Raw genomic sequence first — 21,700 nt, 5'->3', positions numbered from 1 at the left:
CTAAAAGATATCCTCTTTTGGAGCCTTCAAATCTTTTCTCAGGTCTTCTATGCATGGAAAGTCATGGTCGGGTTCTAATTGGTTAATCCAATCTCCCCATTTCTTGCTAGATTCAGTTTTTAATAACAGTTCAACGGCCTCCCGAATAGCACCATTGGTGGTCATTCCTTTGTTTTTGACATAGGAATCAAATCGGGTCTTGAGCGCATCTGGTAAATAGACAGATATATTCATAATTGATATGTTATATTATAACATGTTACGAAGATAGAAAAGTTTTGTTATTCCCTGGTCTTTAGTTTACAATTTCAATCCTGCGCTTATAGCCATTGCATCGAGGTTAAATAGTTGAGAGTGTGAGTAAAGCTAATTTGAGGGGGCGGTGACGGACGAAGTATCAGTCCCATCGCCTCAGGAGCATTTCATGGTAGAGCCTCTTTGAAGGCCGATCAAAGTCTTTCTTGTGATAGGAGACCAGGTTATCGGCGATCATTCTATTGTAAAACGCTTCATCGTCTGCCGCATCCACGTTGTGGTGTTGTGACTTAATCATATACTCATACTCCATTTTGGTTCTGGACAAGTGTGCCGAAGCCGATTTGTCGCTCTTTTCGTATTCCACCAACCAGTCGCATTGTTCGAGGTACTTTTTGGGATCAATACCGGCGCAGGTCATGGTATAGGACAGCTTTTCTCTGAATTTTTGAAGAAAATCAGTACTTTCTCTTCGGGAATATCTAAAAACAAAAAATGTAAATTTGGTCAATGGGTTGGCAATGACCAGGGTTGGCTTCCTATTTATAAAGAATACATCAGCGTACCAGATAGTAAGTGCATCTACCTGTGACTCATGCCAGGCGTAGTCGTTGTAAACCTGCATACCTATATTGCGCTTGGCTCTCTTTGATTGATAAAGATGTATAGCCATTACTTGTCGCTTATTTTCCGATACAAAACTTACTAAAAATATTCGCCAGCAAATCGTCATTCGTTACCTCACCCGTAATCTCACCGAGGTGATGGAGGGCTTGGCGGATGTCCAGAGCCAGGAAGTCGCCGGTGACGTTGGAGCCGATGCCCGTGAGCACGTCATCGAGTGCTTGGCTGGTCTTCAGCAGGCTTTCAAAGTGCCGGGCGTTGGTGACTATGGTGTCGCTGCTGCGGATGTTCTTCAGGTTGACCTGATCGAGGATTTTGTCTTTCAGCTCTTCCAGGTATTGCTGCTGAGAGGCAGAAATAAAGATGAACCGGTCATCTTCTTTTAGCTGAGCCACCAGACCAGCGGGCGCTTTGTCTATCTTGTTCCCGATAGGAATGAACGGCTTGCCCAGGTTCTCAAGCTTGTTGATCTCTTTGTTGATGTCGGTGATGTTGTCGTTCACCAGGTCAAAAAGGTAAAGGATCAGCGAGGCCTCTTTCATTTTGCTGTGCGTTCTTTCCACACCGAGTGCTTCGATTACATCGGTTGTTTCTCTGATGCCGGCCGTGTCAATGAACCTGAAAGCCACGCCTTCAATATTGATTTCATCTTCGATGGAGTCACGGGTGGTGCCGGCAATGTCCGATACAATGGCCTTTTCTTCTTTGAGCAAAGCATTGAGCAGGGTAGACTTGCCTGCATTAGGTTTCCCCGCAATCACAGTAGGCACGCCGTTTTTGATCACGTTGCCCAGGTCGAAACTCTTGATCAGCTGGTTGATGATCGTTTTCAGGTCAGTCACCAGCTTTGCCAGGTCGTGGCGGTCGGCAAATTCCACATCCTCTTCACCGAAGTCCAGCTCCAGCTCAATCATGCTGGCAAAGTGGATGAGCTGCTCCCGCAGTTGTTTGATGTCCTTCGAAAAGCCTCCCCGCATCTGCGACATAGCGGCCTGGTGGGCTGCCTCCGAGTCGGAGCTGATCACATCGGCTACTGCCTCGGCCTGGGCCAGATCGAATTGCCCGTTGAGAAATGCCCTTTTGGTGAATTCTCCCGGCTTGGCCAACCTGGCTCCCTTGCTCACGAGGAGGTTAATGATGCGCTTGATGATATACGACGAGCCATGACAGGAGATCTCCACCACATTTTCTTTGGTGAACGACCTGGGAGCAATGAAGACCGACATCAACACCTCATCGATGATCTCTTTGCCTTCTCTGATAGTACCAAAATGGATGGTGTGTGAATCGGCTGCGTCGAGATTTTTACCATGAAAGACCGCATTGGCAATACTGATGGCCTGAGGCCCGGAAAGGCGAACAACGGCAATGGCGCCAATGCCCTGAGGGGTAGCAAGTGCCACAATGGTATCGTCGAACTGAGAGTAGGAGAGAGCACCCAACGGTTATGAACTGTTTGTTAGAATGAAAGACTCGATTGAAATAACAAAAGACAAGCAACAAAATTCAAGGAATCACAAAAATACAACATCGAGGCACTAAACCGTTTCGAGTGTGAATTTTAGGTGATTGGAGCTTATTTTGCGTTTTGTTGCTTGTTGTTTGTGGCTTAGGTCTATTTTTTGGCTAGCTTAGTGATGATCCTCTTGAGCTGCGGCGAAGTTTTGTATCCTGAAACTATTTCAAGTCTGTCCTGGTCGTTGTCTACCAAAATGAAGGTAGGATACCCTTGAATCCCCAGTGCCTTTACCATGTCCCTGCCGCTTGTTTCCTTCCCCAGAAAGGTAAACTTATCGGTTGTTTCACCATTTATTTTGACGACATAAACGGATTCGTTCAAAAGAGAGACAACCTCAGGATCAGCAAAAGTGGTTTTATCCATCTTCTTACACCAGCCACACCAGTTGGCATACATCTCCACAATCACCGGTCTTGGCTCCTTTTTCAGCTTTTCAGCCAGCTGGTCAATAGATGTCCATTCCGTGGTGGTTGGCTCAGCCGGTGCCGCCGCCGTGACCACAATGGCCAGCATGGCTACGGACAGTAGTCCAATCAATTGCTTCATATCGGTTCCTCTTTTAAAGTCATGGAAAGTTTCGATCTTCTATTTCTGAACACTACTCCTTGCGTAGGAGAGAACAAAAATACAACCAAAAAGATTAAACCCGCCACCGTCGACATAGCACCGGCGATGGATCCGTCAATATAAGACGCAAGATAATAGCCCAGCACGGAGACAATTATGCCGATGATACAAGTGAAAATAAGCATTTTCTTGAAATCCTCCGTGAGCAGGTAGGCTGTTGCTGGTGGGGCAATAAGCAAAGCCACCACCAAAATTGCCCCAACGGATTCGAAAGATGCCACCGTTGTAAGCGACACAGCTCCCATGAGCAAATAGTGCCAAAGCGTGGTGTTGATGCCAATGATGGCGGCGTAGGAGGGGTCGAAGGTGGTGAGAAAGAGCTCTTTGTATCCGATGAAGATGAAAGCAATGACCACCAGCAGCACAGATCCGGAGATGTACAGTACCCTTGGCCCCATGATGGTGCCGGTGTCGGTGATCCAAAGGTCAATGGGCACGTAAGCAATTTCACCGTAAAGTACGCAGTCCTGGTCGAGGTCAACCTTGCCAGCGAAAGTAGAAATCAAAATAACGCCCAGGGCAAACAGCCAGGTGAAGGTGACACCAATGGAGGCGTCGGTTTGGAGATTGCCCTTTTTGTGGAAGAATTCGATGAGAAAAGTGGTGATGATGCCCAGCGCACCGGCTCCCAAAAGCATGGGCAGGGAGTCCCGGCTGCCAGAAATGAAAAATGCTATTACAATACCCGGCAACACAGCATGAGAAATGGCATCAGCTACCATGGCCATTTTTCGAAGGATGAGGTAGCTCCCCACCAGGCCGCACGAAACGGCCACCAAAGAACCTGCTAAGATGATATATATCGCTTCCATGGCTTATCTGTAAGGTATGGTTTCGTTGTGCGGATCAACCGACGGATAGTTCAGTTTCTTCTCCAGCCGGGCTTCTATTTCCGGCGTTATGATATGCTCGATGGTTTCGGCCTCATCGTGCACATGGTCGGGCGCAATTCGCAAATACTCGGTCAGGTAAAGCTCCCAAAGCCGGTGAAGCTTCACTATGCGTTGCCCTTTGTTTTTACCCTCTTCGGTAAGTACCCAGCCTTCCCGATCCTGCTTCAGGAAACCGCTTCTCACTAGTTTTTGGAGGCCGCCTTTTAACCGCCCCATTACGAAACGTCGTTGGGAGATCAGGTCGCTTATCTTTCGGTGGCCATAGTATTGTTCATCGGCCTCACCCAGGTGGAAAAATGCCTTGAGGATGTTTTCCTCCAGGATCTGCTTTTGATACTTTCTTTGCTGGTATTGCTTGTACAGGATGCCCTTTCTAGGCGCAATGAAGAACGAGCTCATGGCGATGAAGGAAATCACCAGGACAATCCACGGTCCTGTAGGCATAGCAGGAGCCACGAAAGAGATGTAGGCGCCAGAAATACCCGAAACTGCCCCAAAGAGTGCTGCCAGGAACACCATTGTGGTCAGCTTGTCGGTCCAGAACCGGGCCGCCGCTGCGGGCGTGATGAGCATGGCAGCCATTAGCACCACGCCCACAGCCTGAATGCCGGTAACTACGGCCAGCACGGTGAGGGTTGTCAAAACGAGCTCCAGCCCTTTCACAGGCATGCCAATGGCTTTGCCAAACTGTTCGTCAAAGGCAAGAAGAGTCAGCTCTTTGAAAAGGAGGCCGACAACCAGCAGCAAAATAATACTGACCGACCCGAACACGATCAGGTCCTGGCCAACAAGAGAGGCTGCTTTGCCAAACAGGAATTGATCCAGTCCGCTTTGATTGGCGTTACCGGAATGCTGGATAGCCGTAAGGATCAGAATGCCGAGGCCGAAAAAAACCGACAGGGTGAGGCCGATGGCGGTGTCTTCTTTTAGTTTGGAATACCTGACGATCATGTCAATGAACCGGAGAGAGAGCCAGCCTGTGATGAACGCTCCAATAATCAGGTAAATGGGGTTCTTGGTTCCTGTGACAACAAAGGCCAGACATACACCGGGAAGAACCGAATGTGCAACGGCGTCTCCAATGAGGGCTCTTTTTTTGAGAAAGGTAAAACAACCCACAATGGCCGCACTAATAGCCAGTAGAACCGAACCCACCACCACGTACCTGATGTTGGGATCCTGAAAAGAAAAGAAATAGAGAAAGTCTTCCATAATAAGGGTCGCCTGGTTTGCCTACACTGTTTTCTCTCTGCTGGGGAAGCGCCCTTTCGTAAGCAAGTCTCCCACTTCCGACAGAATGGTGAGCTTGCCTCCATACGCTTCCTGCAAAAGCTCTTCTTTAAACACATCGACCGTTGGCCCGGAAGCCACCAGTCGCATGTTCAGCAAAATGAGCCAGTCGAAATACTTGGCTACGGACTGCAAGTCGTGGTGCACCACGACTACCGTTTTACCTTCTTTCGACATTCTCCTCAGCAGCTCTACAATTGCTTTTTCAGTGGCCGCATCTACACCGGCAAATGGCTCATCCATAAAATAGACCTCTGCCTGCTGCGCCAGTGCCCGGGCCAGAAACACCCGCTGCTGTTGTCCACCCGACAGCTGTGATATTTGCCTGTTTTTAAAGGCTTCCATTCCGACCAAACGCATGCTCTCCTGCACCACCTCCCTGTCGGCTTGACGTGGCCTTTTGAAAAGCCCCAGCTTTCCGTAACGGCCCATCATGACTACATCATTAACCGATGCTGGAAAGTCCCAGTCGACAGACTCCCGCTGAGGCACGTAGCTGATCTTTTCTCTTACGTTGTCAAGTTGTGTGTCAAACAGCTTCACATAACCGCTGCTAAGCGGCACGAGATCCATAATGGCCTTGATAAGGGTTGACTTACCGGCGCCGTTGGGCCCCACAATCCCTACCAGGCTGCCTTTGGGAAGAGAGAGATCAATTCCCCACAGCACAGGCTTTTGACTGTAGCTGACTGTGAGGTCGTGAACTTCGATGATCGGATCTTCTGCATGTATGTTCATCTTACCAGATTATTTTAACGAGGATACTATTGTGTTTACATTCGCCGTAACCATACCTATATAGGTGCCGTCTTGTGTGCCAAATTCGCCCATTGCGTCGGAATAGAGCTTGCCACCAATCACTACATTATGTCCACGCTGCCTGCAGCCGTCTACCACCGCATTAATGGCTCTTTCAGATACCGAAGTCTCAACAAAAACAGCTTTGACGTTTCTGTCAACAATAAGGTTCACCAGGTCGGCTACGTCTTTGAGGCCAAATTCTGATTGTGTGGAGATACCCTGAAGCCCGTTTACTTCAATATTGTAAGCATCGCCAAAGTAGCCGAATGCATCATGTGCAGTAACCAGAATCCTCTGGGTTTCGGGAATGGTGGCTATTTCTGTCTTTACCCAACTATGAAGCGAATCAAGCTTTTTCAAATAGATGTCCAGGTTTTGCTGGTAGTAAGCGGCGTTGTCCGGGTCTTTTTCTTTCAGCGTCTTGCCAACTTCCAGCACGGCGTTTTTCCACAGGTCAACATTGAACCAAATATGAGGGTCATAGTTTCCTGCGAAAACAGGCGTGTCCCTAAGCCTTTTCTTTGGTATTTCTTCCGAAACTGCCACGACTGGCTTCAGCCGCCCCAGCTTCTCCAGCACTTCACCCATTTTCCCTTCAAGGTGAAGGCCGTTATAAAAAACAACGTTGGCCGCTGATAGTCGCTGGAGGTCTCCCTGGGTGGCTTTGTAAAGGTGAGGATCAACGCCGGGCCCCATTAGGGCATCCGCTTCAACGGAGTCTTTTGCGATATTCAGTACGGCATCGTAAATCATTCCCGTAGTCGCCAGCACTTTGAGCTTCGCATCTTTCTGCCTTTTTTGGCTGGTTTGGGTGCAGCCAAAGAACAGTATGTTGATGATTGCAACTGACAGGGTTATTCTCAATATCAATTTTTTCATATTTAATCTGTAATCAAAATGTTTTGAGACACTTCTCTGGATATGAACACCTTTTGTTTGTTATCTATCAGTATCTCCATGGAACCATCAAAGTCGACCCGCCCGGTTACCTCCAGTCTGGCACCAAGGTAGATACCGATTTTATCGAGGTATTGTAAAAAGGACGAGCCTTCGTCATTAACCGCTACAATTTTCCCTTTGACTCCCACCTCAACCTTGTCCAGAGGTGTTTTTTTTGCAACCGCCATCTCACCGTTTTCGTCAGGAATAGGATCTCCATGAGGGTCTACTTTGGGGTAATCGAGGAACTCATCCAGGCGCTGGATAAGGAGCCCCGACCTGATATGCTCCAGCTGTTCGGCCACTTCATGCACTTCGTCCCAATTGAATTTTAATTTATCAACCAGAAACACTTCCCAAAGCCGGTGCTTGCGAATGACTTGCAAAGCCATCATTTTTCCTTTCTTGGAAATATTGACCCCATAGTACTTTTTGTAAGTCACCATCCCTTTTTCGTCCAGCTTCCTGATCATGTCGCTGACCGACGCAGGCTTCGTGCTCATGTGGTCAGAAATAGCATTGGTAGACACCTCAGTAGCACCGCTGTCAGACAAATGAAATATGGCTTTCAGGTAGTTTTCTTCGGCAAAGCTTAGCATTACAAATTATTTTTATCCAAAGGTAAAAATATTTTAGAGTTATCTAAAAATATTTTTCAACCGATATCGTAACGCAAAAACAGGAAGAGACGTTCACGCCTTGGTCAAAGAGGCCTGAACATGTGGTTACCGATCCAACGTAAGCGTGTTAACCAACTCGGTAAGCTTGTGTTCCTCAGCTGTCCAGTAGATGTCGCTGTAGTCGATAGTGGCAGGATAGAAGGTGCTATCAAGTATGGATAAAAAATCGCCAGTCGAAGCTTGCCCGGATTTAAAAATAACAGCTGCTTTTTTTTCCAGACAGTAGTTGGTCCACATCCTTTCTTCCTGAATGATCATCGGCAGCCGATAGGACATGTACTCCCAAATCCTGGTAGGAAAGCACTCGTTGATGGCTGGGTTGTCACGATAAAAGACAAGTCCAAAGTCGGCTTGAGCAATGGCAGATTGTATGGCCTCGTAAGGCACTCCATCGGCTCCTCCGGTCAGCGTGATCGAGGGGTGATTGCTCGTCGTTTTAGTAACATATTGAATCGACTTTTTATCGGGCACCTTGCCACACAGGTGCAGCTGGCTTCCGGGAATAGTTTCGTGAATTTTCAGAAAAGCGTCGATGGCCTCCCGAATTCCATAGGTGAGAGACAGCGTGCCCGACACAAGAAATACCGGGGCGTTGAGGTCTCCCTTTCCGGCGGCAGGAGCAGGAAGGGGCAGCGCTTTGTTTTGCAGTAGAGTCCACCGGTGACCGATAAAGGGTAGTGAAGTGTAGCTGTTTTCTGCCAGAATGAAATGCCTGACAAATGGGGCGCTCATTGTTTCAACCCCTCTGACCCATGCGGCTGCAAGAGGTTTTAGAAAGGAGGGAAGAGGAGAAAGGTATTTGATGTTCAGTTGATAATTTTCCTGAATATCATACACAATTCGGGTACCAAATATTATTTGGTATAGAATACTAACAGGCAGTAATTCAGATGTATTAACTATTATTGCTTCAGGTTTTAGTTTAATCAATTTCAAGAGAAATCTGAGAGGAGCGAATAGTCTCCCTAACGAGATTCTTTTAAAGTGAAAGAGAGGGATAAATATAATATCGGGGTGGGTGGAGTGATTTTTCGAATTGAATCCTATGATATTAAAACCATATTTATTTGTTTTCGTCATTGATAGGGCAAGCTTGTGATAGTGACGTATGTCATCCACAGGTTTCAATACCGAACCAATCACAATTTGTTTTTTTAACATGGCGCTAAGGAAATCCGATTCCTTCGGCCGAAGATAATTTAATAGAATTTCTACTGAATGGAATTAAGAGAATTAATAGAGAATGCGTGGGACGACCGGGCAACTTTGCAAGACAAGGAAACGGCAATTGCCATCAAAACAATTGTCGACGATCTTGACAAAGGGATCCGTCGTGTGGCTGAAAAAGTAGGAGATGAGTGGGTCGTGAATGAGTGGATCAAGAAGGCAGTAATTCTCTATTTTCCTCTGATGAAAATGCAGGCCATTGAGGTAGGACCGTTCTCGTATCACGACAAGATCAAGCTAAAGACTGGCTACGATAAATTGGGTGTGAGGGTGGTGCCAAATGCCGTGGCTCGCTACGGTTCTTACTTGAGCGCAGGCGTGGTAATGATGCCAAGCTATGTGAACATTGGTGCCTATGTAGATGAGGGCACGATGGTGGACACCTGGGCAACGGTGGGGAGTTGTGCGCAGATCGGGAAGAACGTTCACCTAAGTGGAGGAGTCGGAATTGGCGGCGTGCTGGAGCCTGTTCAGGCGGCCCCTGTTATCGTGGAGGACAATGCATTTATTGGTTCACGGTGCATCATCGTAGAGGGTATCAGGATTGGCAAAGAGGCTGTGCTTGGTGCTAACGTGGTGCTGACCGGAAGCTCCAAAATCATTGACGTTTCTGGTAGTGAGCCAATGGAGTATAAAGGGTATGTACCTGAGCGTTCGGTAGTAATACCAGGAACAATTCCCAAGAAGTTCCCAGCCGGCACGTTTCAGGTGCCCTGTGCGTTGATTATAGGAAAGAGAAAAGAAAGCACAGATAAAAAGACGTCGCTGAATAGTGCTTTGCGTGAGAACGACGTTGCTGTGTAACATACAATCAATTCTGCCTACTTAATTATTTTCACTTTATTTGCACCTTCATTTTGGAAGGGTGCAACCAATTTTATTATCTCAAAGTTGTCAGATGAGTTTGAATAGAAATTTCCTGAAGGGATTTTTAGTAGTCATGGTGTTTCTGGTTTCGTGCAAAGACGAAGCTGTGGTGAAGGGAGACCTGCTTTTTGAAAAAGGACAATACAAGGAAGCCATTGAGGCCTACGACCAGTATTTGTCACTCAATCCAACGCACGTAAAATCGGTATACAACAAGGGGCGATCTTATGAGGAGTTGGGGCAGTATAATAAGGCGCTTGAGGCCTTCAGAAAAGCCCTTGAGCTTGACGGCAAGAATGTGGCAGCGCTCCTGAGCATTGGACAATACTATTACAGAGACGGGCAGTATGACAATGCAGCCTTTAATTTCGGAAAAGCTGTTGAAATCGACGAGTCCAATTCACAGGCTTATTTTCTTCTTGGACGGAGCTATCACCTGCAAGGCATGATGAAGGAGGCGATGGGAGGTTACAATAATGCCATTAGCCTTAATAATAACCTTGGAGAGGCCTACTTGTACAGGGGAGCTTTGAAAATCAATCTTAAGCAGGGGAGCAATGCCTGCAATGATTTTAAGACGGCAAAGTCACTGGGCGTGAAAGATGCAGACGAGGCACTTTCTCAGTATTGCAAGTAAGAAACCTTTAGTTTTTGATTTGAGTCATTGAAGGGATTATGAAGTGTTCTTTGTGGTTACAAAGCAAGTCCGATCCACTCCTTCCCAGCCCGTTGCAACGAGGGCAGTCCTGCACCACATGCTTTTCACCATGGCATTGGGTACAGGTTTCTTTGCCTTTGCCTGCACAGACATCGCACGTTTTATAAACATTATCTCCAAACTGATTTTTGGAAATTTGAACGCCTTCACCCAGGCATTTGTGGCAGGTGATCTCTCCAAAACCGTGACATAGCGGGCACTTGTCATCGATGTGCCCCGAACCATCGCACTGGCTGCAGGTGATCAGTCTGAATCCATCATTGTCACAATATTCACAGGCTTCAATCTCCCTTGCAAGCACATCAAGCCTGTTTTGCAGCATTTTGGCTTCATTGAAATACTCACCGGACTTTCCGGTAAGGTCTGTGTACTTATTAAGGAAATTGCGGCTGCTTTGAAGTTGGTGGTTTTTTTCTAACGTGAAAGCGAAAAAGTACAACGCCTCAGTGGGCACTACTTCGTTGAGAGAGAGAATCTGGCGAAACTTTTTGTCAGCAGCCCGATAATCTTCTTTGGCCATATAACCCTTGGCCTCTTCGAGCAATGCTTTGGCACGGCCCTGACTAGTTTGAGCCCACCCACTATACGATGAGATGATCAATAGGCAGAATACCACGCTTTTCATTGTCCAACTTCTCATTTCCAGAGGTTTTTATTAATTGTGCTCTCCAATTTCTTTTCCAGATCATCAGGAATCATCGGGAAGAAATCCAGCCCCGTGATCTTTTCGATGGAGTCAATAGTCACTGTATATTCCATTATTCCGAGGGTTGAGGCCTTATTCTCCATCACAAAACCAATTGCCTTCAGCTCGGGTTCAGAAATATCCAGAACAATTTTGTAAAACTTTTGAGGAACAGCCACTTTGTTCTTGCCTATTTTCTTGGCTCCACCTTCTACGATTGGGCCCACCACTACAAAAAGCTCTTTGTCTCTCATTCCCCAACCCCTGACCTTTTCCTCCAACTGTTTCCAAATTCCCCGATTGAAAGAAGGGTCCTGAGGGCTCATGTTGCTAAGAAAGAAGGTGCCATCCATAGCAGACTGTGACCAGCTAAAATCGGCGGCTGGCGCCAGATGCCCTCTGTCATACCCAGACCCTTTATAGTCTGCTAAGGTTGCAGACTCAGTCCGCACGTCCTTGTCCGGCCTAAAGTTATCCTTTCGTTGAGCCACATTTTTGCTAATGTTTTCTGCCGTCAGACGGTACGCCACCCACTTGGGCTGTTCGATATCCTCGTCGTAAGCAAGGGTGTACCCTTCGTGTTCTACAATGAGGTCGTCCTGGCTGTAAGCTGGCCAGGCGAAATCAAAGGAGGTGGTGTAGTAGTAATGGTTGTAATCGGTGGGTTTTCCCGCCTCCTCAGCTGGTTTGTTGGCTGATGACTTCTCCTCATTTGACTCCCGTTTTGCAGGCTTTTGAGTTGACTGCTTTTTGGCAGACTCCTTTTTCTCAACCGGTTTGGAGGGCTTTTTAGGGGATTCTTCGGTCTGTTGCTGCTTGCGCCCTGTCTGAAGAAAGTCAGGCAGGCCATCATTATTTTTTAAATACCATGCCAGTCCTATTACCAGGATCATCACAATTGCGAGTATGAGCCCCGAATTGCTTCCTGAGTCTTTAGACGATTTACGGGTGGTTCTTTTTTTCGCAGGAGCTTTTTTCTTAGCCATTGGTGCTTTTTGATCTCTAAAGACAAATCTAATTTATCTGTTTGAATGAATCCCGTATTTTCGTGCCTTCTTACAAGGAAATTTGCAAATGGCAGTCAGGTACGATCTGGTAGTAGTAGGAGGAGGTGCAGCTGGGATTTTCGGTGCGGTGAATGCCTGCATACAAAATCCCGGCTTGAATGTCGCAGTGGTAGAAAAGACCAGTAAGTGGCTCGGGAAGGTAAAAGTGTCGGGCGGCGGTCGCTGCAATGTGACTCACGACTGCCAGTATGCCTCGCAACTTGTAAAGTATTATCCAAGAGGTGGTAAGTTCCTTAAAAAGGTATTTGATCAGTTCGATGCCCGGGACACAGTGAAATGGTTTGAAGAAAGAGGGGTGCCATTGAAAGTGGAAGCTGACGGACGAATGTTTCCGGTGACCAACTCGTCGCAGACAGTTATTGATTGCTTGTTGAAGGAGGCGGAAAAGTATAAGGTCGAGCTTATCCCTCATTTTGCTGTAAAGGCATTGGAAAGGACTTCGGGAAGTTTCCTCGTGAAAAGTGAAACCGCAACGCTTGAGGCCGTTAAAATATTGGTCACCATCGGTGGGCAGCCCAAAGAAGATGGGTTTAGCTGGGTCAAGGCACTCGGGCACACTATTGTGCCGCCCGTTCCGTCTCTTTTTACATTCAATGTGCCGGAAGGTGGGCTGAAAGAGCTTTCCGGAGTGGCGGTGCCATCTGCGGAAGTAAAGGTGGCTGGCCGTGGGCTGGCGGCAACAGGCCCGCTGCTGATCACGCACTGGGGCTTCAGCGGCCCAGCTGTTTTGCGCCTTTCAGCGTGGGGCGCCAGGGATCTGGCGGAAATTGGCTATAAGTCACTGTTTCTGGTGAACTGGTTGGGCGACAAGAAAGAAGAAGCCTTGCGGGGTGAGATAGAATCACATGCTGCGCAGAGCCCCAAAAAGGTAGTTTTTGGAAACCCAATGTACGGTTTGCCAGGTCGCTTGTGGGAAAAAATAGTTGAAAGAGCCGGGATTGCGCCAGAAAGGCGGTGGCTGGATTTATCCAAAAAAGATAAGAACAGGCTGTGCGAGATGCTGATACGCTGCGCATTCGATATGGATGGCAAAACAACTTTCAAAGAAGAATTTGTTACCTGTGGAGGTGTGAGCCTGGATGAAGTAAACCCCACTACCATGGAGAGCAGAATCGTTCCCGGCCTCTACTTCGCTGGCGAGGTACTTGATATTGATGGCATTACCGGTGGCTTTAATTTTCAGAATGCGTGGTCAGGGGGGTGGGTAGCTGCGAGGGAAATAAGCCGCTAGTAGTTCAGATTTGACTTATCAATCGGTCGCAAATTACTTAATTGTTTAGTGGGAAGGCATAGCTTACGCCAATCTGTTGTGCTATCCATCTGGCCTTGTAATCGAAGTAAGAACGATTGATCAGGGTAGGGCAGAATCTGTATCCAAAATCTATTTTTCGTCCACTCTTTAGGTTCTTGCTAAGGCCGACACCAAACTGAAGACCAAGCATGTCTTGGCTAATTTCAACTTCCCTTTCAATTTCATGATATATTCTCGTGGAGCTATCTGCAACCTTAAAACCGAAACTTCCTCCTGCCAGAATGTAAGGCTTAATGTTTTGAGTTGGAAGGGTATACTTAAAACTTATAGGCAATTCAATGTACGATACTGCCACATTCGTTTCATCATACCAAGGTTGGCCTGAGTAAACAAATAACACATCGGAAAGGTAGGAAGCCTTTGTTGCAAGAATAATTTCTGTTTGCACCGACAACTTATCAGTAAGGACCATGTTTAAAAATGGCCCTATTAGGAAGCCGATTTTTGAATCGAAACGATGATCATAATACAAATTGTTCTTGCTGTCTACAAAGTAGGCCAGTCGGTTTATGGCAGCTCCTGCCCTTACCCCAAAAAATAGCTTTGTTTTGCTAATGTCTTTATCGCTTTTCTGAGAATTGGGCGCAATGCAGTTCTGATAGGACGCCAGCACCTTTGAAATGTTACTTGCGTTATATGACACAGTCTCTATTTTTCCTTTAACTGAGGGGCAATCAGATGTTAAAAAAAGTAGCGTCCTTATATAACGTTTGTCTTCGATTAGTTTGAAGTCCTGTTTTTTATCTTCTTCATGTAACAGTTCAATGACCTCTTCGCTACCTTTTTTTCTTACATATAGTTTTTCTTCAATTTGAAAAAGGCTGATTTCTCCGTTGAATAAACGAAGGGCAAATCGTTTGCCAAGGCTTGGGATTGTCATTGTTTCATAAAAGTAGCCTCCGTCAAAGTAATAACTCTGTAATTCACTGGGTGTGAGATCAGTATATTGCTGGCTCCCCGAAGCCCGAAATGCCACTTGCTCGTTGAGATCACTTCTTCGCTTTATCGATCCATTGATAGTGTCACCGGTTACTTTGACTATATAGCCTGAAACCGAATTGAAGTCTTGTGAAAGTAGGTTGTGGTTCGCCAGAAGAGCAAATAAAAAAAGAAGGAAATATAAATTCTTCATCAAGTTTAATTATAGTTTTACATCCTGATTTATAGCGAATTAATCATATTTACTGATAAATAGTTACTGTATTGTTGCGTCGTATCTCCAGATTTTTTTTGTTACGTCGGCCCCGGTTGGACTGATAAATCCAACATACCCATAATTATTATACGAAAAGGAGTTCTGGTAGGCAGAAAGTGCTTCAGGGAAGTTCTCGATTCTGGCCCATTCAATACTTTCAAGATTGAGGGTGAACATTTGCGTCTCGGTTTGCCAGCCTGTTTTAGTTTGAAATCGTGACGTGTTTTCCAAGTAAAGTTTATTATTCAATACAAATACTATTGGCATTGTTTGGATAGCTGGTGGGCCAAATGGCAAAGTGGCTATTTCCTCAAAAATACTAGGAGTACCGGGAGAAAACTTAAAGACCTTTACGGGGCGGCTTTTCGGGTTACTAATGTCGACGACATAGATTTCTCCTTTGTAAGTGAAGGTTGCGTCCTGATTATTTATCCCATTGGCAATGCCAATTTCACCTAGCATGTCCCACTGATCCAAAGCTGGATCATAGCGCCATATTTCTTTTATGCCACCGTCGTAGTAGCTCGATCCAATGACATAGCCATTTCCTGACATTGATAAGAATTGGGATTTCACTTTCGGCGGGCCAGTAAAATTCTTAAGTCGTGTCCACTGGTTAACAGCGGGGTTGTATTTCCAAAAATCATTAAAAAATCCATTGGCACCAGTAACACCCAAGCCGTAGTATATAATTCCATTGATGTTGAACGTTATTGCACCACCCCTTGCCTGACCCGGAAAGTTGCCCTGAAGAGCCCACTCGTCTGAATCAAAAGAATACCTCCAAATTTCATTGAAGTATATGTCGCTATTTAAGCTGGTAGAACCAAAAAGGTAATAGGCGACATTTCCTACAGGAATCAAATTCCCAAGGACTCGACCGTCACTTGGAAAGTCGTTAATTTTTTGCCAGCGAGAAAGCACTTCAATTGTAGAGTTTGAAATTACTTGTGTGCTATCGAGCTTGACAGACACTTGATAAGAGCCGCTCGACATCTGATAAGGAAGACGTGCTCTAATTGTATTTCCTATTCTTGTCACTTCTTCTGCTTTGTGGTTTCCGAAGTAAACTTCAATTGAATTCGGCATCGTTTCAATAGTTATTCCACTAATGTCGATGAGGGTTTCGCCGACAATACCATGGTCAGGATTGACTTCTGTAATCTGGAAGCCCTCGATAAGAAATGACTCCTTGGCCATAATTTGGGTATTGCCACTTTGTACTTTTAGAGGTAGTTGACCTGAATGGTAAACGATATTGTAAGGAACGATGACGGAAATGTGTTTAACATCCGCAGAGACAATTTGGCAAACATAGTCGTTCAGAGTCACTTCTATCCTTTCCCGATTGAGAGAAAAGTAATTTCCATGTATTGTTACTGTATCTCCAACAAAGCCAGACTTAGGGTAGAAATCACCAATGGTAGGGTCGATTGTGCCCAAGCTGCTAAAAATTAAACGGTTGCCCAATAATAGAAGGCTGTCAATTTTTACATAGGCTTGGTAGCCATAATCTTTTCCGTTTGATAGGTCACTCTCTAGTCGCAGGCTAAAGGCGTTTTTTTCCAGAATAGTTGGATACTTAAAACTTGTCTCAACATCCCCCCAAATAAATCCCACTTCAGAAATATTACCTGTGTGCTCTCCGACTAATTTTGCGTTAAGAGTTACTCCCCTCTTATCTAAAGCCTCGTAGGGAAGAGTTTCTAAGACCAAATAATCTTTTTTCAGTGGGAATTCTACTTCACTAGAACAGCCATTGAAGCATATTAGTATGGCATTCATTACCATATATTGAAAATGGCGTATCAAAGATTGGCTTTAAGCGTGAGTGTCAAGTTTCTCAGATTTGTTTCCCGAGTTGCGTAGACCATAGAATTATTGATTTCAAACGAAACATAGTTTGATGTTGAAAAATGGAACTCTGAACCCACGCCAAAGCAATAACCGAATAAAGACTTTTGAATATTGATGGAATCATTATACTTCTCAAACTCAATGAATTTTTCCTGAACTCGTGCCTGAAACACTTCGCTTTTTGATTTCACATTGAACATTCCCGTAGGCCCAAAATAAGCAAAAGGAGTAAGTCTATTTATATTGATTTCATATTTTGGAGCTACTATCAACTGCAAATTGACAAGCTCAACTTTAACATCCTGATTGACTGTGCTGGAAAAAAGTTCTATGATGAAAGTTTCTTGGGCAACCTGTAGTTGGTTGAAAAATGATAGTCGTTTCGAGTGCCAGAAAGGTAATTCGTAGAAAACGCCAAGCGATAAAGTTTTGCAATTGATTTTATACCCTCCGAAAGTATTTTCCGGATATGCAGTTTCACCAAGGAACAAGCTAGACGCCCCAAATCCTGCTATAAAACCATAACTTGTGCTCGGAATGTTTAGGCAACTATTCTGGTTGTAAAGTCTGGCAAAATGTGAAAGTGATTTTGTATTATACTTGACAAGTCTGTGTTGATCAACCCATTTAGCGCAGCGAATCGATTTGTCCGCTAAATAGTTGAGATAGTCGTTTTTTGAAAGACTTGTCAACTGGTTTTGATCTTCGAAGAAAAACATCGCTCCATTCTTATAGAGTGTTAGCTCTCCTTCTTCAAGAACTTCTAAAAAGACCCTAGTAATTTTATCGCTATCCCTTGTTTCTTTGGCTACAAACCTGGTGCTGTCCTTGTAGCCGAATTCGGAAAGACTGTCAGCATTGTATATTATAGGAGATTTCTTGTTAGCTGTGTAAAATAGGACTTTGTTGGGGCTGTTTCTATCAAATTTTATCTTTCCGCCAATAAAAGCAGTATCGCCTTTAACTATATATCCATTTGACTGAGAAATTGCTAGCCGACTAAGTATCAGAATACATAATGTAAAAAGGGCTCTTTTCATCTAGTTTAAATGGAAGAAATTAAGGCTAACTCAATAATGATCTTATTTCTTCGGAAAAGCAAAAAACTATTGACGCAATTGAAGTTGCGTTTGAATTAAGTGCTACCTAAACCTCCCCGCCACCACCAATTCCTTCGACCCAGCTGTATACTGATAAAACCCTTCTCCAGCTTTGACCCCCAGCTTGCCAGCAGTCACCATGTTGACAAGCAAAGGGCAGGGGGCATATTTTTGGTTGCCGAAGCCATCGTACATCACCTTGAGGATAGAAAGACACACATCCAGTCCAATGAAGTCAGCCAGTTGTAGTGGGCCCATTGGGTGAGCCATGCCCAGCTTCATTACGGTGTCTATCTCTTCCACACCAGCCACGCCTTCGTACAAAGAATAGATGGCCTCGTTGATCATTGGCATCAGAATTCGGTTGGCCACAAAGCCTGGATAGTCGTTTACCTCAGTCGGGATCTTGTCTAGAGTCCGTGACAGCTCCAACACTTGCTTTGTCACTTCATCGCTGGTGGCATAGCCACGAATAACCTCGACCAGCTTCATTACAGGCACAGGGTTCATGAAATGCATGCCTATCACTTTATCGGGCCTTGAAGTGACCGAAGCGATTTTAGTAATGGAAATCGAAGAAGTGTTGGAGGCCAACAGGCAGCTTGCCGGGGTGAGTTGATCCAGTTGCCGGAAAATCTCCAGCTTGATGTCCATTTTCTCTGTGGCTGCTTCCACTACAAGGTCAGCTTGCGCAACACCTTTGGCAGTTTCAGTGAAGGTGGTAATGTTGGAGAGCGCCGTTGCTTTCTCGGTCTCACTGATCAGCTCCTTGCTTACCTGGCGATCGAGGTTCTTTGCTATGGTGGCTTTTGCTTTCTCAAGGGCCGCCGCCGATACGTCGACAAGTGCCACTTTAAAGCCTTTCAATGCAAAAACATGAGCGATGCCGTTGCCCATGGTGCCTGATCCAATCACTGCTATATTCTTCATTCTATGTAGGGTTAATGCTTTGACGGCAAAACTAAAAAGGATATTGAAAAGCTTACCTGTTGTTGTCGATTCTTTCGTCGTGAAGCAGGCGCAACACAACGCCGTTGCTCCATCCAAATCCATCCTGCGTAGGATATTCTCCGCCTCCTGCATCGAGGCTCAGGTCGAGCACGTTGTATTTCTCCATCATCTTGCCAGTCTTGTCAAACACACGTGAGTTCAATGTAAGCCACCTTTCGCTTATCTGATCTGCTAGCAGGTCGTTGCCATACCTGCGAAAACCATAGATGGTCATCCATTGCAAAGGAGCCCAGCCATTCGGGGCGTCCCATTGCTGACCTGAGATAATGTTGGTCGTGGTAATTCCACCTGGCTTCAGCAGACTGCGCCTTACTGCCCCCTCAACTTTTTGAGCCTGGGTGTTGTCTGCCAGTCCGAAATAAAGAGGATACATGCCTGCAGGAGTGATAAAGTTTCTTTGCGCCGCAGACGGCCAGTGATAATCAACAAAGTAGTTTTTTTCGTCATTCCAGAAGTACTGGAGGATGAGCGACTTTCGATCGCTGGCCAGTTGATCAAACTGTTGTGCTCCATCCTCATCTCCAGCAAAAGCCTTCAGCCTGGAAATGGTTGACTCCAGGTTGTACATGAGACTATTCAGGTCCACCGGCAGGATTTCTGTGGTAACGATCGTTTTGAAATCACCAGCAATGGCAAACCAGCGGGTGCTGAAGTCCCAGCCCGATTCGCAGCCTGCCCGTAGGTTAGTGTACAGTTCTACCTTCTGATTTTCGCTAAGCCCCTCGGCCAGCTCTACGTCTTCTCTGTACGATTCGGGTCTTGGCTCCGGTCTGTCATCGAAATAGCGGTTCATTATGAGGCCGTTATCTACCATCACCACCCTGCGGTAGGCAGGGTTGCCCTGGTTGAGGGTCTCTTTGCCATCCATCCAGAAAGCATACTCTTTCTCAAGAGCTGGCAGGTACTTCACCACTGCTGAATCACCTTTTGAGTCAGCCAGCAGGTTCACCATAGCAGCGAAGAAAGGCGGCTGGGAGCGGCTGAGAAAGTAAGTGCGGTTGCCGTTGGGAATAAAGCCGATGGAGTCGATCAGGTAGGCAAAGTTGTCCAGCATGTTCTCCATCAGGTCTTCCCGACCGGACACCTGAAGGCCCAGCATGGTGAAATAGCTGTCCCAATAGTAGATTTCGCCAAAGCGTCCGCCAGGCACCACGTATTTGTAGGGCAGGGGAATCAGCGAGCTATAACTCTTTTCATCTGGGGAGCGGGTGAGGTAATCCCATTTTTCCGTGAGTATTTCGGTAAAGGTTTTTGTGGTGTCGGGTACGTAATCAGCGCCTCTTGGCTTCGGCTTTCTGAAATTGGCGCTTACAAACTCGCCAAGGCTAAAGCCGGGTTGATCTTTTTTCTCCATGTACTCAGCCACAATTTCGCCGGCTGGCCGCAAGGGGTCACTGTCCACAAATGTTTTTGAGTCAGAAAAAATTTGCGCCATTTGTACGTCGTGAAAAAGCACTCCCAGGTCTTCATTGGGGCTGTAGTAGGCATTGACGTCAACATTTGACGACTGGTCGCTGGGCTGACAAGCAAAAAGCAGGGCTAAGAATAATAGCTGGGTGTACTTCCAAATGGTACGTTGCATAGGTTGGCTTTTGGTAAGAATCATGACGGTCATTTACTTCTCAAAGTGAAGTCTTTAACTCATTTAAAATTGTCATAAAATGTAAAATTATCCAAAGCAGACCAATCTCAGCCAGAATTGTCCTATTTTTACAAAAGCTGACATTTCTTAGGAGTGCCGGCCCACGATCAGTCAAGAGATTTTTTCATCACAGCTAGGACTCCTGACTCCTGAAATGTAACAATTGAGTGCTTATCCCAGTTAAACTGCGAGACCTTTAATAAACATGAAGAAAAAAAATATCTACGCCCTTGCCTTCCTGGCATCACTACTAATTATCACCGGATTTAGCCGAAGGCTGAGCAACAGCGCTGAGACAAAAGAAAAGGCACCTTTTGCTTTTGAAACAGAAGTGTTTGCCAAAGGCTTTGAAAGTGCCTGGTCGATGGCCTGGCTGCCCAACGGCGATATGCTGGTGGCCGATAAGCCGGGCAAGCTTTGGAAGATCGCCAAAGGCAGCAAAGAGAAAACCGAAATCAAAGGCATTCCTGCTGTGTCTACTAAAGGCCAGGGTGGTCTGTTTGATGTAGAACTTCACCCTAACTATGCAAGTACGGGATGGATATACATCAGCTACGCCGGGCCAGGTGAAGGCGGAGCCAATACCGTCATCATTAGAGGGAAGCTTTCAGGCAACGAACTGACAAGTCAGGAGACAATATTTAAGGCAGGTCCCTTGACGGAGAAAGGACAGCATTTTGGCGCACGGATGGCGTTTGATAAGGATGGCTACCTTTTCTTTTCAGTAGGAGAGAGAGGCGAAATGGAAAATGCGCAGACGCTTACCAATGATTGTGGCAAGATCCACAGAATTTTTGATGATGGAAGAGTGCCGGAAGACAACCCCTATGTGCGGATACCTGATGCCAAAACTACCATTTGGAGCTATGGCCACAGGAATCCTCAGGGACTAAAATTTCACCCGACCACAGGCGAACTGTTTGAGCACGAACATGGCCCGAGAGGCGGTGACGAAGTAAACATCGTTCGCAAGGCAAAAAACTACGGCTGGCCAAGAATTACTTACGGCATCGACTATGATGGCAGCATCATCAGCAACGACAAGGCAAAAGACGGCATGGAGCAGCCTATTCATTACTGGGTGCCATCTATTGCTCCTTGCGGTATGGATTTCGTGACGAGCGACAAATATCCTGAATGGAAAGGCAACCTGTTTGTGGGTGCTTTGGCGGGACAAACCCTAGCAAGGCTCGAAATAAAAGACGGCAAGGTGTTGAAAGAAGAGCGTCTGTTGAATGGTGTGGGCCGTATCCGTGACGTAGCTCAGGGGCCTGATGGCTACCTTTATGTTTCAACGGAAGGGCCGGGGCAGATTATCCGGTTAATGCCGAAATAACAAACGATGAAGAGTTAGTAATAGGAGAGTGTGAGAGTAAATTTAGTTTACTCTC

General features: G+C 46.0%; 21 protein-coding genes. 4 read left to right on the top strand and 17 right to left on the bottom strand.

The features are described from left to right. The 10 genes from AAC052_RS04670 to AAC052_RS04625 form a co-directional block, all read right to left on the bottom strand. Positions 1-234 carry a ribbon-helix-helix domain-containing protein gene (locus tag AAC052_RS04670; protein WP_339811347.1) on the bottom strand — a complete coding sequence of 78 codons (234 nt, stop codon included), beginning with the start codon at positions 232-234 and terminating at the stop codon, positions 1-3. Positions 235-397: 163 nt separating this feature from the next. After that, positions 398-928 carry a hypothetical protein gene (locus AAC052_RS04665; RefSeq protein ID WP_339811346.1) on the bottom strand — a complete coding sequence of 177 codons (531 nt, stop codon included), beginning with the start codon at positions 926-928 and terminating at the stop codon, positions 398-400. A 10-nt stretch (positions 929-938) separates the two neighbouring features. Continuing rightward, on the bottom strand, positions 939-2,321 hold the full coding sequence (gene mnmE / locus AAC052_RS04660) for a tRNA uridine-5-carboxymethylaminomethyl(34) synthesis GTPase MnmE (RefSeq protein WP_339811344.1): 1,383 nt from the start codon (positions 2,319-2,321) through the stop codon (positions 939-941). 173 nt (positions 2,322-2,494) lie between these two features. Continuing rightward, positions 2,495-2,944: a thioredoxin fold domain-containing protein gene (locus AAC052_RS04655; protein ID WP_339811341.1), complete on the bottom strand. Its 450-nt coding sequence runs from the start codon at positions 2,942-2,944 to the stop codon at positions 2,495-2,497. After that, positions 2,941-3,837 carry a metal ABC transporter permease gene (locus AAC052_RS04650; protein ID WP_317491974.1) on the bottom strand — a complete coding sequence of 299 codons (897 nt, stop codon included), beginning with the start codon at positions 3,835-3,837 and terminating at the stop codon, positions 2,941-2,943. The genes AAC052_RS04655 and AAC052_RS04650 overlap by 4 nt, the downstream gene beginning before the upstream one ends. Before the next feature lie 3 nt (positions 3,838-3,840). Further along, complete coding sequence (locus AAC052_RS04645; protein ID WP_339811340.1) at positions 3,841-5,130, bottom strand: iron chelate uptake ABC transporter family permease subunit; 1,290 nt, start codon at positions 5,128-5,130, stop codon at positions 3,841-3,843. A 21-nt stretch (positions 5,131-5,151) separates the two neighbouring features. Further along, positions 5,152-5,946, bottom strand: a complete 795-nt coding sequence (locus AAC052_RS04640) for a metal ABC transporter ATP-binding protein (RefSeq protein WP_339811337.1) — start codon at positions 5,944-5,946, stop codon at positions 5,152-5,154. Positions 5,947-5,955: 9 nt separating this feature from the next. Further along, entirely contained in the window at positions 5,956-6,888 is a 933-nt protein-coding gene (locus AAC052_RS04635) for a zinc ABC transporter substrate-binding protein (RefSeq protein ID WP_339811336.1), read from the bottom strand. Positions 6,889-6,890: 2 nt separating this feature from the next. After that, positions 6,891-7,547 carry a metal-dependent transcriptional regulator gene (locus AAC052_RS04630; RefSeq protein WP_317491970.1) on the bottom strand — a complete coding sequence of 219 codons (657 nt, stop codon included), beginning with the start codon at positions 7,545-7,547 and terminating at the stop codon, positions 6,891-6,893. 126 nt (positions 7,548-7,673) lie between these two features. Further along, positions 7,674-8,360, bottom strand: a complete 687-nt coding sequence (locus AAC052_RS04625; protein ID WP_339811334.1) for a glycosyltransferase — start codon at positions 8,358-8,360, stop codon at positions 7,674-7,676. Positions 8,361-8,846: 486 nt separating this feature from the next. Here AAC052_RS04625 and AAC052_RS04620 point away from each other — a divergent pair, with 486 nt between their 5' ends. Together AAC052_RS04620 and AAC052_RS04615 are read left to right on the top strand one after the other, a co-directional pair. Beyond that, entirely contained in the window at positions 8,847-9,659 is an 813-nt protein-coding gene (locus tag AAC052_RS04620) for a 2,3,4,5-tetrahydropyridine-2,6-dicarboxylate N-succinyltransferase (protein ID WP_339811333.1), read from the top strand. 94 nt (positions 9,660-9,753) lie between these two features. Further along, on the top strand, positions 9,754-10,359 hold the full coding sequence (locus AAC052_RS04615; protein WP_339811331.1) for a tetratricopeptide repeat protein: 606 nt from the start codon (positions 9,754-9,756) through the stop codon (positions 10,357-10,359). A gap of 7 nt (positions 10,360-10,366) precedes the next feature. On the opposite strand, the gene AAC052_RS04610 is transcribed toward AAC052_RS04615, so the two are convergent. Then, positions 10,367-11,080 carry a hypothetical protein gene (locus AAC052_RS04610; RefSeq protein ID WP_317491966.1) on the bottom strand — a complete coding sequence of 238 codons (714 nt, stop codon included), beginning with the start codon at positions 11,078-11,080 and terminating at the stop codon, positions 10,367-10,369. Continuing rightward, positions 11,077-12,111, bottom strand: a complete 1,035-nt coding sequence (locus AAC052_RS04605) for a DNA/RNA non-specific endonuclease (protein WP_339811329.1) — start codon at positions 12,109-12,111, stop codon at positions 11,077-11,079. Before AAC052_RS04605 ends, AAC052_RS04610 begins: the two co-directional genes overlap by 4 nt. A gap of 88 nt (positions 12,112-12,199) precedes the next feature. Between AAC052_RS04605 and AAC052_RS04600 the strand changes: the two genes are divergently transcribed. After that, positions 12,200-13,423 (top strand): NAD(P)/FAD-dependent oxidoreductase, encoded by a 1,224-nt coding sequence (locus tag AAC052_RS04600; RefSeq protein ID WP_339811327.1) that lies wholly within the window; start codon positions 12,200-12,202, stop codon positions 13,421-13,423. Between the two features lie 37 nt (positions 13,424-13,460). Here the strand turns inward: AAC052_RS04600 and AAC052_RS04595 are convergent, their stop codons facing one another. The 5 genes from AAC052_RS04595 to treF all read right to left on the bottom strand — a co-directional run bounded on the left by AAC052_RS04595 (position 13,461) and on the right by treF (position 20,249). After that, a complete protein-coding gene (locus AAC052_RS04595) occupies positions 13,461-14,636 on the bottom strand; it encodes a porin family protein (RefSeq protein ID WP_339811325.1) in 1,176 nt (391 codons plus the stop codon). A 63-nt stretch (positions 14,637-14,699) separates the two neighbouring features. After that, positions 14,700-16,484, bottom strand: a complete 1,785-nt coding sequence (locus tag AAC052_RS04590) for an IPT/TIG domain-containing protein (protein ID WP_339811322.1) — start codon at positions 16,482-16,484, stop codon at positions 14,700-14,702. A gap of 23 nt (positions 16,485-16,507) precedes the next feature. Continuing rightward, positions 16,508-17,596 carry a hypothetical protein gene (locus AAC052_RS04585; protein WP_339811321.1) on the bottom strand — a complete coding sequence of 363 codons (1,089 nt, stop codon included), beginning with the start codon at positions 17,594-17,596 and terminating at the stop codon, positions 16,508-16,510. A 102-nt stretch (positions 17,597-17,698) separates the two neighbouring features. Beyond that, complete coding sequence (locus AAC052_RS04580) at positions 17,699-18,586, bottom strand: 3-hydroxybutyryl-CoA dehydrogenase (RefSeq protein WP_339811320.1); 888 nt, start codon at positions 18,584-18,586, stop codon at positions 17,699-17,701. Between the two features lie 52 nt (positions 18,587-18,638). Then, positions 18,639-20,249: an alpha,alpha-trehalase TreF gene (gene treF, locus AAC052_RS04575; protein ID WP_339811319.1), complete on the bottom strand. Its 1,611-nt coding sequence runs from the start codon at positions 20,247-20,249 to the stop codon at positions 18,639-18,641. Positions 20,250-20,514: 265 nt separating this feature from the next. On the opposite strand from treF, the gene AAC052_RS04570 reads away from it, so the two are divergent. Beyond that, entirely contained in the window at positions 20,515-21,645 is a 1,131-nt protein-coding gene (locus AAC052_RS04570; RefSeq protein WP_339811317.1) for a PQQ-dependent sugar dehydrogenase, read from the top strand. The last annotated feature ends 55 nt before the right edge of the window (positions 21,646-21,700 follow it).

Source organism: uncultured Imperialibacter sp. (genome assembly GCF_963974565.1).
GTDB classification, from domain to species: Bacteria; Bacteroidota; Bacteroidia; order Cytophagales; family Cyclobacteriaceae; genus Imperialibacter; species Imperialibacter roseus.
The sequence above is the reverse complement of the archived record's forward strand: the minus strand, read 5'-3'. Positions and strand labels throughout refer to the sequence as shown.

Bases quoted from the DNA above. Each gene is read 5' to 3' on its own strand.
- AAC052_RS04670 (WP_339811347.1), bottom strand. From the start codon at position 234: ATGAATATATCTGTCTATTTACCAGATGCGCTCAAGACCCGATTTGAT.
- AAC052_RS04665 (WP_339811346.1), bottom strand. From the start codon at position 928: ATGGCTATACATCTTTATCAATCAAAGAGAGCCAAGCGCAATATAGGT.
- AAC052_RS04655 (WP_339811341.1), bottom strand. From the start codon at position 2,944: ATGAAGCAATTGATTGGACTACTGTCCGTAGCCATGCTGGCCATTGTG.
- AAC052_RS04650 (WP_317491974.1), bottom strand. From the start codon at position 3,837: ATGGAAGCGATATATATCATCTTAGCAGGTTCTTTGGTGGCCGTTTCG.
- AAC052_RS04645 (WP_339811340.1), bottom strand. From the start codon at position 5,130: ATGGAAGACTTTCTCTATTTCTTTTCTTTTCAGGATCCCAACATCAGG.
- AAC052_RS04640 (WP_339811337.1), bottom strand. From the start codon at position 5,946: ATGAACATACATGCAGAAGATCCGATCATCGAAGTTCACGACCTCACA.
- AAC052_RS04635 (WP_339811336.1), bottom strand. From the start codon at position 6,888: ATGAAAAAATTGATATTGAGAATAACCCTGTCAGTTGCAATCATCAAC.
- AAC052_RS04630 (WP_317491970.1), bottom strand. From the start codon at position 7,547: ATGCTAAGCTTTGCCGAAGAAAACTACCTGAAAGCCATATTTCATTTG.
- AAC052_RS04625 (WP_339811334.1), bottom strand. From the start codon at position 8,360: ATGAGCGCCCCATTTGTCAGGCATTTCATTCTGGCAGAAAACAGCTAC.
- AAC052_RS04620 (WP_339811333.1), top strand. From the start codon at position 8,847: ATGGAATTAAGAGAATTAATAGAGAATGCGTGGGACGACCGGGCAACT.
- AAC052_RS04615 (WP_339811331.1), top strand. From the start codon at position 9,754: ATGAGTTTGAATAGAAATTTCCTGAAGGGATTTTTAGTAGTCATGGTG.
- AAC052_RS04610 (WP_317491966.1), bottom strand. From the start codon at position 11,080: ATGAGAAGTTGGACAATGAAAAGCGTGGTATTCTGCCTATTGATCATC.
- AAC052_RS04605 (WP_339811329.1), bottom strand. From the start codon at position 12,111: ATGGCTAAGAAAAAAGCTCCTGCGAAAAAAAGAACCACCCGTAAATCG.
- AAC052_RS04600 (WP_339811327.1), top strand. From the start codon at position 12,200: ATGGCAGTCAGGTACGATCTGGTAGTAGTAGGAGGAGGTGCAGCTGGG.
- AAC052_RS04595 (WP_339811325.1), bottom strand. From the start codon at position 14,636: ATGAAGAATTTATATTTCCTTCTTTTTTTATTTGCTCTTCTGGCGAAC.
- AAC052_RS04590 (WP_339811322.1), bottom strand. From the start codon at position 16,484: ATGAATGCCATACTAATATGCTTCAATGGCTGTTCTAGTGAAGTAGAA.
- AAC052_RS04585 (WP_339811321.1), bottom strand. From the start codon at position 17,596: ATGAAAAGAGCCCTTTTTACATTATGTATTCTGATACTTAGTCGGCTA.
- AAC052_RS04580 (WP_339811320.1), bottom strand. From the start codon at position 18,586: ATGAAGAATATAGCAGTGATTGGATCAGGCACCATGGGCAACGGCATC.
- treF (WP_339811319.1), bottom strand. From the start codon at position 20,249: ATGCAACGTACCATTTGGAAGTACACCCAGCTATTATTCTTAGCCCTG.
- AAC052_RS04570 (WP_339811317.1), top strand. From the start codon at position 20,515: ATGAAGAAAAAAAATATCTACGCCCTTGCCTTCCTGGCATCACTACTA.